The organism is Streptomyces sp. SID5464 (assembly GCF_009862985.1).
GTDB classification, from domain to species: Bacteria; Actinomycetota; Actinomycetes; order Streptomycetales; family Streptomycetaceae; genus Streptomyces; species Streptomyces chartreusis_D.
The window spans coordinates 1-12,661 of sequence record NZ_WWIQ01000052.1 but is presented as its reverse complement, the minus strand read 5'-3'; the positions used below and the strand labels follow the sequence as shown (position 1 = coordinate 12,661).

11 protein-coding genes and 2 pseudogenes are annotated in these 12,661 nt (G+C 69.7%); 8 read left to right on the top strand and 5 right to left on the bottom strand.

Going from position 1 to position 12,661, the window contains the following annotated elements; genetic code table 11:
* Window positions 1-12 precede the first annotated feature (12 nt).
* Together GTY47_RS25465 and GTY47_RS25460 are read right to left on the bottom strand one after the other, a co-directional pair.
* Window positions 13-2,049 carry a hypothetical protein gene (locus GTY47_RS25465; protein WP_010048259.1) on the bottom strand — a complete coding sequence of 679 codons (2,037 nt, stop codon included), beginning with the start codon at window positions 2,047-2,049 and terminating at the stop codon, window positions 13-15.
* 72 nt (window positions 2,050-2,121) lie between these two features.
* A complete protein-coding gene (locus GTY47_RS25460; RefSeq protein WP_010048257.1) occupies window positions 2,122-2,538 on the bottom strand; it encodes a hypothetical protein in 417 nt (138 codons plus the stop codon).
* Window positions 2,539-2,783: 245 nt separating this feature from the next.
* On the opposite strand from GTY47_RS25460, the gene GTY47_RS25455 reads away from it, so the two are divergent.
* A complete protein-coding gene (locus GTY47_RS25455) occupies window positions 2,784-3,842 on the top strand; it encodes a helix-turn-helix domain-containing protein (RefSeq protein ID WP_010048256.1) in 1,059 nt (352 codons plus the stop codon).
* 391 nt (window positions 3,843-4,233) lie between these two features.
* Entirely contained in the window at window positions 4,234-5,769 is a 1,536-nt protein-coding gene (locus GTY47_RS25450; RefSeq protein ID WP_010048253.1) for an alanine/glycine:cation symporter family protein, read from the top strand.
* Window positions 5,770-5,850: 81 nt separating this feature from the next.
* On the opposite strand, the gene GTY47_RS25445 is transcribed toward GTY47_RS25450, so the two are convergent.
* Window positions 5,851-7,119: a cation:proton antiporter gene (locus GTY47_RS25445; RefSeq protein ID WP_010048251.1), complete on the bottom strand. Its 1,269-nt coding sequence runs from the start codon at window positions 7,117-7,119 to the stop codon at window positions 5,851-5,853.
* Window positions 7,120-7,365: 246 nt separating this feature from the next.
* Between GTY47_RS25445 and nhaA the strand changes: the two genes are divergently transcribed.
* Both nhaA and GTY47_RS25435 read left to right on the top strand, forming a co-directional pair.
* On the top strand, window positions 7,366-8,661 hold the full coding sequence (nhaA, locus tag GTY47_RS25440; RefSeq protein WP_010048249.1) for a Na+/H+ antiporter NhaA: 1,296 nt from the start codon (window positions 7,366-7,368) through the stop codon (window positions 8,659-8,661).
* A gap of 137 nt (window positions 8,662-8,798) precedes the next feature.
* Entirely contained in the window at window positions 8,799-9,059 is a 261-nt protein-coding gene (locus GTY47_RS25435) for a hypothetical protein (RefSeq protein ID WP_158688477.1), read from the top strand.
* A gap of 148 nt (window positions 9,060-9,207) precedes the next feature.
* Here GTY47_RS25435 and GTY47_RS41910 read toward each other — a convergent pair.
* Window positions 9,208-9,322 (bottom strand): annotated as a pseudogene (locus GTY47_RS41910) (IS5/IS1182 family transposase); the annotation flags it as partial.
* A 38-nt stretch (window positions 9,323-9,360) separates the two neighbouring features.
* On the opposite strand from GTY47_RS41910, the gene GTY47_RS25430 reads away from it, so the two are divergent.
* The 4 genes from GTY47_RS25430 to GTY47_RS25415 all read left to right on the top strand — a co-directional run bounded on the left by GTY47_RS25430 (window position 9,361) and on the right by GTY47_RS25415 (window position 11,878).
* On the top strand, window positions 9,361-9,621 hold the full coding sequence (locus GTY47_RS25430; protein WP_010048023.1) for a hypothetical protein: 261 nt from the start codon (window positions 9,361-9,363) through the stop codon (window positions 9,619-9,621).
* A gap of 65 nt (window positions 9,622-9,686) precedes the next feature.
* Window positions 9,687-10,067: a hypothetical protein gene (locus GTY47_RS25425; RefSeq protein WP_010048022.1), complete on the top strand. Its 381-nt coding sequence runs from the start codon at window positions 9,687-9,689 to the stop codon at window positions 10,065-10,067.
* 175 nt (window positions 10,068-10,242) lie between these two features.
* Window positions 10,243-10,731: a hypothetical protein gene (locus tag GTY47_RS25420; protein WP_010048020.1), complete on the top strand. Its 489-nt coding sequence runs from the start codon at window positions 10,243-10,245 to the stop codon at window positions 10,729-10,731.
* Window positions 10,732-11,044: 313 nt separating this feature from the next.
* Window positions 11,045-11,878 carry a PIG-L family deacetylase gene (locus GTY47_RS25415; protein ID WP_029181754.1) on the top strand — a complete coding sequence of 278 codons (834 nt, stop codon included), beginning with the start codon at window positions 11,045-11,047 and terminating at the stop codon, window positions 11,876-11,878.
* A gap of 43 nt (window positions 11,879-11,921) precedes the next feature.
* Here the strand turns inward: GTY47_RS25415 and GTY47_RS41205 are convergent.
* Window positions 11,922-12,179, bottom strand: a pseudogene (locus tag GTY47_RS41205) (calcium-binding protein); the annotation flags it as partial.
* Window positions 12,180-12,661 lie beyond the last annotated feature (482 nt).

Sequence of the window (12,661 nt, the reverse complement as noted above, 5' to 3'; positions counted from 1 at the left end):
CGAGGGGGCGGGTCAGGAGTGGACGACGCTGCCGTTCAGGGCGGTGAGCGGCTTGTCCGCCAGGCCCAGCTCCCCGGCCCGGTCGAGCAGCTGCTGGAGCTGCCCCGAGTCGGCCCCGCCTGTCTTCATCAGCTTCATCAGCAGGGCCGAGACGGTCAGGTTCTGCACGTCGGCCGTGGAGACCGAGCCGAGGATGCGGCCCAGGTCGTCGGTGAAGCTGGAGGAGCCGTCCAGCCACGGCCGGGCCAGTGCCTGCGCGGTCTCGGAGTGCTGGACGAACCCGTCGACGCCCTTGCCGAGCGCGATCGAGGACATCAGCCGGTCGAAGAAGACCGACTCGCCACCGACGATGCTGATGTCGGCGCCCTCCAGGCCGGTGGCGAGCACCGTCGCCTGCGCCTCGGCGACCTGCCGCTGCATGTCGAGCCCGGCGAGGCGGATCTCCTTGTCCGCCTGCACGCGCAGCCGGTACTCCTCGTGCCCCCGTGAGGCGTCGTCGAGAGCGGCCATGGCGGCGGCCTTCTGGGTCAGTCCCTCCGCTTCGGCCTTGAGCTTCTCGCCGATGGCCGCGGCCTCCGCCAGGGCCCGGGCCTGGGCGCCGTCCGCCTCGGCCCGCAGCCGGGCCTCGGTGGCGACGGCCTCCGCGCGGCCGGCCTTCTCGATGACGTCGGCCTCCTTGTCCCGGACGTGGACGGCCGCGAGCCCTTCGGCGGACGCCTCGGCCTGGATGCCCTGGGCGAGGCGGATCCTGGCCTGAGCGTCGAGGTCGGCCGTCTTCAACCGGGCCTCGGCCAGGGTCAGTTCCTCGGCAGCGCGGTGCGTGGCGGCCTGCTCGGCGGCCTCGGCGGCCTTGATGTCCTTGACCAGCTTCTCCTGCGCCTCGGCCTCGGCTGCGATGATCACGGCCTGCCGCTGCCGCTCCGCCTCCTCCACGGCCCGCAGCTTCTTGATGGACTCCTCCTGCTCGGCGACCGTACGGTCCACGGCGACGCGCTCGCGGATGACCTCGGCGATGTCCCGCTTCTCCGCCTCGACCTCCTTCTCGGCGGCGATCCGGGTCAGCTGCGTCTCCCGTTCCCGGCCGATGACTTCGAGGAGGCGGTCCTTCTCGATGCGCTCCTTCTCGACGGCGATGACCCGCTCGCGATTCTTCGCGGCGACGGCGATCTCGCGGGCCTGGTTCTCGCGCTGCACGCCGAGCTTCTCCTCGGTGGCGAGGAAGGCGCCCTGGGCCCGCAGCCGCTCCTCCTCCACCACCCGTGCCGTCTCGGCCTCCTCCCGGGCCCGGACGGTCGCGATCTCCCGCTGCTGCTTGATCTCCGCATCGGCCTGCCGGCGCTCCAGTTCGAGGATGGCCTCGCGGGCGTCGACGTTCTGCCGGGTGATCTCCTTCTCCTCGGTGCGCTGCGCCTCGTTGGTGCGCACGTGCTCCACGGCCGTCAACTCGGTGATCTTGCGGATGCCCTGGGCGTCGAGGACGTTGGCCGGGTCGAGCTGGGCGACCGGGGTCTGCTCCAGGTAGTCGATCGCCGCGTCCTCCAGGTGGTAGCCGTTGAGGTCGACGCCGATGACCTCGATGATCCGGTACCGCAGCTCCTCACGCTTGGTGTACAGGTCGGTGAAGTCCAGTTGCTTGCCGACGGTCTTGAGCGCCTCGGAGAACTTCGCGTGGAAGAGTTCCTGCAGCGTGTCCCGGTCGCTCGCCCTCGCGGTGCCGACGGCCTGCGCGACCTTGATGACGTCCTCGACCGTCTTGTTGACCTTCACGAAGAACGTGATCCGGATGTCGGCACGGATGTTGTCCTGGCAGATCAGACCGTCCTTGCCGGTCCGTGTGATCTCGATGGCCTTCACCGAGATGTCCATCACCTCGGCCTTGTGCAGCACGGGCAGCACGACCTGTCCGGTGAAGGTCACGTCGACCTTCCGCAGCTTGGAGACGATCAGCGCCTTGCCCTGCTCCACCTTGCGGAACAGCCGGGAGACGAGCAGTACGGCGAGCAGGGTGACGGCGACGAGCACGCCGACGCCCAGGAGGATGACAGTCATGGCAAACGTCCTTGAGGCGTGAAGGAATCGAAGCCTGAGGGGCCGGCGGCGAGGGCCGACGGGGCACTGCTCTCAGGCGGGGTGGTCCACGTGGTCCCGTGCCCGGCCGCGATCGGGCGGGCCGGGTTCGTCGGGGAAGAGCCGGTGCAGGGGTCGCACGAACAGGCAGGTCAGTCGCCATGCGACGGGCAGGGCGGCGACGGGCCAGACCATGCGCAGCAGGCTGGTGGCGGGACACGGCGGCGCGCACGCGGCCAGCAGGAGGACACCCCCGACACTCAGGGACCAGGCCACGGCCGTCAGCGCGGAGAGGGCCACCGACACGGGCACGCCGTCGATGCCCCAGGCGCGGAGGTTCGCGTCCGCGTCGAAACTGCCGGCCGAGGTGAAGCCGACGACGACGAGGAGCCAGAAGCACAGCAGCACGACGAGGGCGGTGGTCAGGAGGATCGTGGGCGGGGCGGTGGCGGCCGAGAGCAATGTCCGCATGCCCGACCCCCCGTCTCTTCCGCACTGCCCGTCAACCATGCTCGGCGGCGCACCGCTCGCTCAGGTTCCGGTGCCGGACACCTGCCGATGTCCGGCACCGGAATCCCTCGTAGTGCTCCCCGCGGCCATCCTGCATCGCCGGCGCGCGCCCGCGCATTGCCGGTTCCCGGCAGTGTTGTCTAGGGTCTGCATGCCGGTCGGCCGCTGGGAGGGCATCAGCGGCGCGTAAAGAACTCGGGGACACCATGGCGGAGTTGGAGATTCCGGAGGAGTATCTGGCGGGCTACGCCCAGATACTGGCCGACGTCGCGGCCACGGGCCGGCGCCTCACTCGTGAGGAACTCGCCTCCCGTCGCGCCCTCGGGGAACAGGCGGCCGACGCCGGCCACAGGCTGCGGCCCCTGGTCAGCGCCCATCTGACCGCCGCACGCGCGTCCTGGCCGGCCGGCCCCACATCGGCGGACAGCGTCCTGGCCGCCGTGCAGCAGGTGACGGACGCCTTCGCCGAGGGTTTCGAGCGGGCTCAGCGCCAGGCGGTACGGCAGGAGGAGGCGGCACGCCGCGAGTTCATCGACGACCTCCTCTACGGCCGCAGCGACCTCGGGCGCCTCGCCGAACGTGCCGAACGCTTCGGTCTGCGTCTCTCGCACGCCCATGCCGTCGCCGTCGCCGAGGGTCCGACCGCCTACGAGGAGGGCGATCCCGTCCCCCGCCAGGTGGAACGCGCCCTCATCTCACGCTTCGGCGACCGCAGCATCCTGCTCACCACCAAGGACGGCCGGCTGCTGTGCATCGCCCCCGGCCCCCAGGACGAGGTTCTCGCCCACTTCGCGAAGCAGGCCCACGCCGCCACCGACGGCGGCCGGGTCGCCATCGGCCGCCCCCAGCCCGGCCCCGGCGGCGTCGTCCACTCCTACGAGGAGGCGCTCAACACCCTGGAACTCGCCGAGCGCCTGGACCTGGAGGACCCGGTCCTGCGCGCGGCCGACCTGCTCGTCTACCCCGTCCTCACCCGAGACCGGCAAGCCATGGCCGAACTCGTCCTCGCCGCCCTCGGCCCGCTCACCACGGCCCGCGGCGGCGCCCAGCCCCTCCTTGACACCCTCACCGCCTACTTCGACTCCGGCTGCGTGGCCGCCGAGGCGGCCCGCCGTCTCACCCTCAGCGTGCGGGCCCTGACCTACCGGCTGGAACGCATCCACAAGCTCACCGGCGCCAACCCCGCGGATCCGGCCCACCGGTACATGCTGCAGACCGCGGTGATCGGCGCACGGCTGCTGGACTGGCCCGCGCAGGACCTCTGACGCGCCCCCGCTGGTGTACCGGGACGGGGGGCACGCGGGCGACGAGCCTGGCAGCCTCCTCGACAGATGCCCGGTGAACGGATCTCAGGCTCCGCATAACGGTCCGGTCTCGCTCGCTGGCATTTTCGTTCGTAACGGCGAGTCATATGACTTGAGTCACTAAAGACTTGGCAAAGGCCGTGGTAGAACTGCGCAACTCCGCAGGTGGAAGCGCTCAATACCGCAGCGCGGAGCGGTCGGCATGCGCAGGCAGCAGTACCCGGGTGATCACGATCCGCATCCACGGACAGCCCACCCAGCGTCGCCGATCGGACAACGGCGTTCGTTCAGAGACCGCACACGACCGGCGGCACTTCCCCGTGCCCCCGGCTCGCACCACGAGGTAGCCACTGTGTCACTCGACTCCGTCACCCAGAACGTCGACGAAGCCGTCAGCGATTTCTTCGAACCGATAGCCAAGTGGCTCGGCGAAGTCGTCTTCTACGCGGTTCCCGTCGGCGGAACGGAACTTCCCCTCATCGTCGCCTGGCTCGTCGTCGCCGGTCTGGTCTTCACGGGCTGGTTCGGGTTCGTTCAGGTCCGCAAGTTCACACTCGCGCTCGACGTGGTGCGCGGGAAGTACGACGAGAAGGGGTCGACCGGCGAGGTCAACCACTTCCAGGCGCTGACCGCCGCCGTCTCGGGCACGGTCGGCCTCGGAAACATCGCGGGTGTGGCCGTCGCCGTCTCCATCGGCGGTCCGGGCGCCACCTTCTGGATGATCCTGTGCGGCCTGCTCGGCATGGCCACCAAGTTCGTCGAGGTCACCCTGGGCGTGAAGTACCGCGAGGTGCACGCCGACGGCACCGTCTCCGGCGGCCCGATGCACTACCTGCCCAAGGGGCTCGCAGAGCGCTTCGGCAGCGGCGGCGCCAAGCTCGGCAAAGTGCTCGCCGTCCTCGCCTCGATCATGGTCCTCTTCTTCGGCCTGTTCGGCGGCAACCTGTTCCAGACCAACCAGAGCTACGCGCAGGTCGCCTCGACCTTCGGCGGCGAGGACGGCTTCCTGGCCTCCTCCGCCGGTGCCGTCCTCTTCGGCCTGGTCGTCGCCGCACTGGTGGGCCTCGTGCTGCTCGGCGGCATCCGCTCCATCGCCTCGGTCACCAGCCGGCTGGTGCCCGCAATGGCCGGCATCTACATCGTGGCCTGCCTCGTCGTCATCCTGGGCAACGTCGCCCACGTGCCGGACGCCTTCCAGACCATCCTGCAGGGCGCCTTCGAGGCCGACGGCGTCGCCGGCGGTGTGCTCGGCGCCCTGATCATCGGTTTCCAGCGCGCCGCGTTCTCCAACGAGGCCGGTCTCGGCTCCGCCCCGATCGCCCACTCCGCGGTCAAGACCAACCACCCCGCGAGCGAGGGTCTGGTCGCCCTGCTGGAGCCGTTCATCGACACGGTCGTCATCTGCACCATGACCGCGCTGACCATCGTCATCGCCAACCCGGCCAGCTGGGGCGAGGCCCGCGCCGGCGAGAGCATCGGCGGCGTCACCATCACCTCCGACGCCTTCGAGACCGTGCTGCCCTGGTTCCCGGCCGTGCTCACCGTCGCGGTGCTGCTCTTCGCCTTGTCCACGATCCTGACCTGGGGCTACTACGGCCTCAAGGCCTGGTCGTACCTGTTCGGCAAGAGCAAGGCCAGCGAGACCGTCTTCAAGGCCGTCTGGAGCCTGTTCGTGATCCTGGGCGCCCTGATGTCCCTCGACTCGCTGATCAGCCTCGCCGACTCCGCGCTCTTCCTGCTGTCGGTCTTCAACATCGTCGGCCTGTACCTGCTCGCCCCGGTCGTCAGGCGCGAGCTCGGCTCCTTCCTGGAGTTCGTCCGCGCCCGCAAGGCCGGTGAGATCAGCGACGACGGCGAAGACCAGGAGTCGGTGAAGACCACCGTCTGACCGCCCCCGGCGGCCCGGCTCCGGTACGGGCCCGTACTCACCTTGCGCCTTGGTGGGTACGGGCCCGTACGCCTGTGCCGCCTACGACCGGCCGCCGAGCTCCGCCCCGTCACGCCGCCGGTCCAGGTGACCGATGGCCGGAGTCGCCATGACCCCGTGCAGCACCACCGAGATCACCACGGTGAGGGCCACGATCGCCCACAGCTCCCGTTCCAGACCGCCGAAGGATTCCTGCCCCAGCGCGTACGACAGGTAGAACAGCGAACCGATGCCCCGGATCCCGAACACGGCGACCACGGCACGCTCCTTCTCCCCCATGGCGGTCCGTGCCTGTGCCAGCCACCCGGTCAGCGGCCGTACGACCAGGAGCACGAGGACGGCGACCACCGCGCCCATCAGGGTCAGGGCGGACAACGCGCCGGCCACCAGGTAACCGCCGAGCAGGAACAGCAGGACGGCCGTGAGCAACCGCTCGATCTGCTCGGTGAACTCGTGCAGCACCTTGTGATAGCCGTGGCTGCGCTCGGCGGCGCGGATGACGCACGCGGTCACGAACACGGACAGAAAGCCGTAACCGTGCAGCACCTCGGCGATGCCGTACGACACGAAGGTGGCCCCCAGCGCCACGAAGCCCTCCATGTGCTCCGACAACCGCAGCACCGACGCGCGCACCCGGAAGAACATCCACCCCAGCAACCAGCCGACCCCACCCCCGACGGCCAGCCCCACAGCGCACTTGCCCAGCAGGTCGGTCAGCGCCCACGCACCGATCCAGTCCGCCGACCACCCCGTCCCGGCCGCCGCGGCGAGGGCGATGGCCGCGTAGACGAACGGAAAGGCGAGTCCGTCGTTCAGCCCGGCCTCACTGGTCAGGGAGAGCCGCACCTCGTCCTCGTCGTGCTCGGTACCCAGCGGCTCGCCCACGCGCACCTCACCGGCGAGCACGGGGTCCGTGGGCGCGAGCACGGCCCCCAGCAGCAGGGCGGCAGCGGGCGGCCAGTCGAGCAGCCCCCAGGCCAGCAGGGCGACGACCGCCATGGTCAGCGGCATCGTGATGCCCAGTAGCCGCCATGTGCTTGACCACCGGCGCCAGCCGAAGGGCCGGTCGATGGCGAGCCCCGCGCCCATCAACGACACGATCACACACACCTCGGTGGTGTGCTCGACCCACAGGCGCTCACGAACGGGATCCACGGCCGGCACGCCCACTGGCAGCAACTCGATCAGAACCCCGGCGGCGAGGAAGACCATGGGCAAGGTCAACGGTCGCCTGGACACCACCCGGGGCAGCACAGCCGCTCCCAGCGCGCCCAGGCCCAGACAGACGTAGACCACGTCCGAAAGCGTCACTGCGACCTCCTGCCCGACGTGATCACTCCAGGCCACGTGTGTACCCCGTCTGCACCGGTGCCTCCCCGAGTACGTCACCGAGCTCACTGCCTGCCCGTTCCTGGCGGATGAGGTGGGGTGGGCCGACAGACATCCTGTGGGTAGGGTGTAAAGAACGCGTCAAGGGCGCGGGGTGTGCCGGGAAGTCTGGTCGGCGTCCGTAGGGCTGTGTGCCCGTTTTCGCCGACATCCCGGAGGTTAGCCGCCTTGGCCGCCACCCCGCCCCGCACCCCGTTCCTCGGCCTCCTCTCCTGGCCGGAACGACAGGCAGTGGCCCGGGCCCTGCGTACCGAGACGGTGGGCGGCCTCGTCCTGCTGGCCGCCGCGGTGGTCGCGCTGGTATGGGCGAACACCCCGCTCAGCAGCGCGTACACCACCATCCGCGACTTCCACTTCGGGATACCCGCACTGGGACTGGACCTCTCGGTCGGCCACTGGACGTCCGACGGACTGCTGACCGTCTTCTTCCTGGTCGCCGGGATCGAGCTGAAGCGGGAACTGGTCGTCGGCTCGCTGCGCACTCCGGCGACGGCGGCGCTGCCCGTCATCGCCGCCGTGTGCGGCATGGCCGTCCCCGCCGCCTTCTACGCCGTCACGGTCGCGGCCGGCGGTGGCAGCCTGGACGGGTGGGCGGTGCCGATGGCCACCGACATCGCCTTCGCCCTGGCGGTCCTGGCGGTCATGTCCACCCACCTGCCGACCGCCCTACGGGCCTTCCTGCTGACCCTCGCGGTCGTCGACGACCTCGGCGCGATCCTGATCATCGCCGTCTTCTTCACCTCGAACCTCGACCACTGGGCGCTTGCGGGGGCATCCGCCGGGCTGGTCGTCTTCTACGTGCTGCAGAGGAAGCGGGTGCGGGGCTGGTGGTGGTACGTGCCGCTCGGGGTGGCGATCTGGGCGCTGCTGTACAACGGCGGCATCCACGCCACCGTCGCGGGAGTCGCCATGGGCCTGCTCCTGCGCACGGTGCGCGACGGGGACGAAGAGGAATCACCCGCAGAACGCACCGGTCATCTGCTGCATCCCCTCTCCGCCGGTGTGTGCGTGCCGCTGTTCGCGCTGTTCGCCGCCGGGGTGAGCGTCTCCGGTGACGCACTGGGCAAGGTGTTCACCACCCCCGAACCCCTCGGAGTGATCATCGGGCTGGTCGCGGGCAAGATCCTCGGCATCTTCGCCGGGACCTACCTCGCCGCCCGCTTCACCCGCGCGCGGCTCAACCCGGACCTGGCCTGGGCCGACGTCCTCGCCCTGGCGACCCTGGCCGGGATCGGTTTCACGGTCGCCCTGCTCATCGGCGAACTCGCCTTCCCCGGCACGACCGCCGGCGAACACGTCAAGGCCGCCGTCCTGATCGCCTCGCTCACCGCCGCCCTGCTGGCCGTCGTGCTCCTGCGCCGCAGGAACGCTGTCTACCGGCGCCTGTTCGAGGAGGAAAACCTCGACGAGGACGCCGATGGCATCCCCGACGTCTACCAGCGCACCGAAGCGCGCAGTGCATGACCTGAGAAGGAACCCGACGCGCTGAAGATGTGTGCGGGCTGCCACCGGGCGATGCGACCTGCCCGTCGTCCAGATCCGACCGTCAGTGCCGCCGGCTAGCCGACGCCAGCACGATCGGCCCGGAGAGGGGAGAGGGCATGAGTAGAGATCGACGCGTATTGAGGCTCTTGGAAGGGCTGTGTGCGGTCACCGCGCTGCTCTACGCGACGCTCTTGGTGTTGTTCACCAACCACGATGCCCTGCAGGTCAGCTACGAGAACGGCGACCTCAGCTCAACGATCGTGGTTTTCGCGGGGCGTGCGTCGGCTGGGTGGGCCTGCGCCTGGTGCGCTCCCCCCGACGCCGCCCAGTTGGGCTGGTCGTCGGTGGTGCATGCGCCGTCGGCCTGGTGGCCGTGATGTGGTGGACAACCCGCCCCACGGCGGACGTCCATCGCATCACGCCCACCCCGGCCACCGGGCCCTCCTGGGACTCGCAACCCCCCGCCACTACATCAGGCACCGCACCCTCTCCGGCACCGCCGACCGCCAGGCCTTAGGGGTCCTTTCAGAAGGCTGGGTGCTTGCGGGCGAGGGTCATGCAGTGGGCGAGCTGGGAGGAAGGCGTCGTGCATGTCGTCTCGGGCCTCCCAGCGGGTTCGTCAGCGGCGAGGGCCGTGGAGCCGGCCACAGTTGTCGGCGGTCGCCCAGCGAGACTCTGGTGCGGGAGATCGACGAGGAACTGCGGGCGGCGGTCGACCCCGGGTCCATGGTGCACTTCGGCACCTTCGAGATCGGCGAGGGTCATCCGGAGCACGGCCCGTTCCGGATGATCTGCTACATCGCCGATCATCGCGGCGAACTGATCCCTTCGTGGGAGATCGCCGAGAAGGCCTGGTTCCGCTATGCCGACAGGGCCCGCGTCTCCGCCGTCGACGAACTGGTCTTCGACGCGCTTCACGAGGCCGGTCGGCTGCGCTGACCCGTGACCGCTGCGCGGCCGAAACTCCGTCGAGCCCGAACCTGGGACGGCTCTACTCTGGCCGCATGGCCCACGGAAAGACCTCGTACGTTTGCCTGCCCTGCCGGGCCTCGTACAAGCAGCCCTACCCCGGCTACCACGACCACGACCGGGTCTGTCCACGCTGCACCGAACCCCTGATCCACGTCGGCTCCGCCTTCGCGGCACCCAAGAGGCGGGACACCGCGGCCTGGCGCACCCTCTCCGTGCTGCTGCACGCCGGTGTGCGCTTCCACAAGAGCTGCTGCGGCGGCCCCGGCTACCGCCCACGCACCCTCAGCGAGGTCCGCGAGCGGATGGCCTACGCCCGGGCCACCGGAGAACCGTTCGCCCAGGCGTTGGTCCGCCACGACCTTCCCCAGCGGCCTGGGGGCAGGGGGCGCTCCGCAGTGCCGCCGCCCAAGTGATGCTGCTTCAGCAGTGGCCGTCCACGAGCCGGATCCGTTGCGGGTGGGCGGGACCGCATGGGGGTTGAGGGCGTCCGGGCCACCCTCACCAGGGGCCCGGGAGAGTATGTCCCGCATGCTCCTAGGCTGAGCAACTTGCACCGCGGCACGCACATGACCATCGAGAGGACCGCTGATGAAGCGTTCGGCGTCCAGCACCAAGTGGAAGCAGAACAGCAAGCCGGCCGCCGCGCTCGTGGCCCTCGGCGGATTTCTTGCACTGTCGCTGTGGCTCGGTGACGAGGTGTGGGATCTGGCCGCGTACTGGCCGGGATCCGGCATCGGATTCGGCGCCACCGTCGGCGTGCTGCTCCCCATCACGTTCACTGCCGCCCAGCGCTCCTTCCGCCGGGTCTCCTCAAACGGGAGCGAGTACTCGCCTCGCTGGATCGTGGCCGGCGTCGTGTACGCGGCCGTGGCCCTGGTGAGCGCGTTGGCCGCATCCCGCGCCATACCCGGTAAGGGCTCCTCGGGCCCCTGCCGCAGCGAGTGGCAGCCTTGCTGGGTGAACCACCTCTATCCAGGGGCGTTCCTCGTGACACTGGGAAGCCTTGTTGCGACGGTGGGCTTCATCCATTGGATGCCGAGCTGGATGTCCCAACTGCGTGTCCTGTCCCGGCGATAGCTGCCGAGCGCTGCAGTCGGTTCTGTCGGGGCATCAGCGAATGCGGCCGTCGACTCGGTGCGGTCCCCGGGGACCTCGGGAAGATTGAGCTTGCTGTCGGCGACGGTGCTGAAACGCCGACACCGAAAGGCCGAGCGGCAGCGCCGGGAACAGCCGGCCCGGTCGGCGCGGTTGCATCGATCGAGGGGAAAGTGCCGCACGGGCGGGGGACTCTGGGGCTTCGAAGGTCGTCCGTACCAGGATCCGGCCCCAGGATCGCAGCAGGCCCGCCCCGCGCCCGGACCACGACGTATTTCTGCAGGAGGACCGCTTCATGACTGACCGGCCGTTGACGCTCATGGCAGTGCACGCCCACCCCGACGACGAGGCCACCGGAACCGGAGGAGTTCTCGCTCGCTACGCGGCGGAAGGTATCCGCACGGTTCTCGTGACGTGTACGGATGGTGGTTGCGGTGATGGGCCGGGGGGTGTCAAGCCAGGCGACCCGGGGCACGATCCGGCGGCGGTCGCCTCGATGCGCCGTCAGGAGCTCGAAGCGAGCTGTGGTGTTCTGAAGGTCAGCGATCTGGAGATGCTGGACTACGCCGACTCCGGGATGATGGGCTGGCCGAGCAACGATGCCCCCGGGTCCTTCTGGCAGACCCCCGTGGAGGAGGGCGCGGCCCGGCTCGCGGAACTGATGCGGCACTACCGGCCCGATGTGGTCGTCACCTATGACGAGAACGGCTTCTACGGCCATCCCGACCACATCCAGGCCCACCGCATCACGATGGCGGCGCTGGAGATGACCGCGCTGACACCGAAGGTGTACTGGACCACGATGCCCCGCTCGATGATGCAGCGGTTCGGCGAGATCATGCGCGAGTTCGGTGAGGACATGCCGGAGCCGGATCCGGCCGAGGCGGCCGCGCTGGCCGAGATCGGCCTTCCCGACGACGAGATCACCACGTGGGTGGACACCACCGCGTTCAGCGGCCAGAAGTTCGACGCGCTGGCCGCGCACGCCAGTCAGGGCGAGAACATCTTCTTCCTCAGGATGGGCAAGGAGAGGTTCGGCGAGTTGATGGGCATGGAGACCTTCGTGCGGGTCCAGGACGCCACCGGCGCGGCCGTGCCCGAGAACGATCTCTTCGCCGGACTGCGCTGATCCGCCCTGCCGGTCGGCGGCCGATGGGTCGATGGGCCGACCGGGTGGTGCGCAGGCGGCCGGTCATGAAGGACAGGAAGTCCTTGATGAACGCGCTGCGCGTGTACCCCGTCCCGGGGCCTGCTGCGTCGCGCTGGAAGGCGGTGCGGAACAGGGCGCGGTATTCGTCCGCGTCGATGGTCTGGTTGCCGTCCTTGTCGGTGGCGTCGAAGAGGACATCGGCGACTCTGATCAGTGCGGGTCCGGTGAGGGAGGGAACGGCCGCGGCGTACTCCTCGGCGCTGCGTCGGGTCGTGCCCTCCGGGGCGGGTGCCGGTTCAGGAGGCAGCGGGCGATGGGCCGGATGAGGGCTGCGGCCCGGTTCATCTTGTCGCGCCGGGCGGTGATCGTGCGTGATCGTGGGTCGTCGCCGTCGTGGGGAGCAATTCGCAGCCACACCGTTGACGCGACCACCTGACTGCGTCTCATAATCGGGCAGCAACTGTCATCGATGACACAAGTCAACGATGACACCCTCGGGCGACGGCGGGGCAGCCTTCGTCGGGCCGGGGCGCACTTCTCGGTCGTCGCGCAGGGCGCTTCCCTCACCGCTGCGTCGACGGACGTGGGACAAGGAGCCGCTATGAGCCGTATACGCGTATCCCGGCAGGCCCGCATGAGGGTGGCGACGGTGGTGACCGTCTTCGCCCTGTCGGCGGCCCCGCTCACGCCGCAGGGCGTCGCACAGGCCTACACCGAGACCTACAGGCCCCAGTTCCACTTCACCCCGCAGAAGAACTGGAT

What these genes read in the sequence shown, in the direction of transcription:
- GTY47_RS25425 (WP_010048022.1), top strand. Translation starts at nt 9,687, where the DNA reads ATGGCCCACGGAAAGACCTCGTACGTTTGCCTGCCCTGCCGGGCCTCG.
- GTY47_RS25435 (WP_158688477.1), top strand. Translation starts at nt 8,799, where the DNA reads ATGAGTAGAGATCGACGCGTATTGAGGCTCTTGGAAGGGCTGTGTGCG.
- GTY47_RS25455 (WP_010048256.1), top strand. Translation starts at nt 2,784, where the DNA reads ATGGCGGAGTTGGAGATTCCGGAGGAGTATCTGGCGGGCTACGCCCAG.
- GTY47_RS25420 (WP_010048020.1), top strand. Translation starts at nt 10,243, where the DNA reads ATGAAGCGTTCGGCGTCCAGCACCAAGTGGAAGCAGAACAGCAAGCCG.
- GTY47_RS25465 (WP_010048259.1), bottom strand. Translation starts at nt 2,049, where the DNA reads ATGACTGTCATCCTCCTGGGCGTCGGCGTGCTCGTCGCCGTCACCCTG.
- GTY47_RS25415 (WP_029181754.1), top strand. Translation starts at nt 11,045, where the DNA reads ATGACTGACCGGCCGTTGACGCTCATGGCAGTGCACGCCCACCCCGAC.
- GTY47_RS25460 (WP_010048257.1), bottom strand. Translation starts at nt 2,538, where the DNA reads ATGCGGACATTGCTCTCGGCCGCCACCGCCCCGCCCACGATCCTCCTG.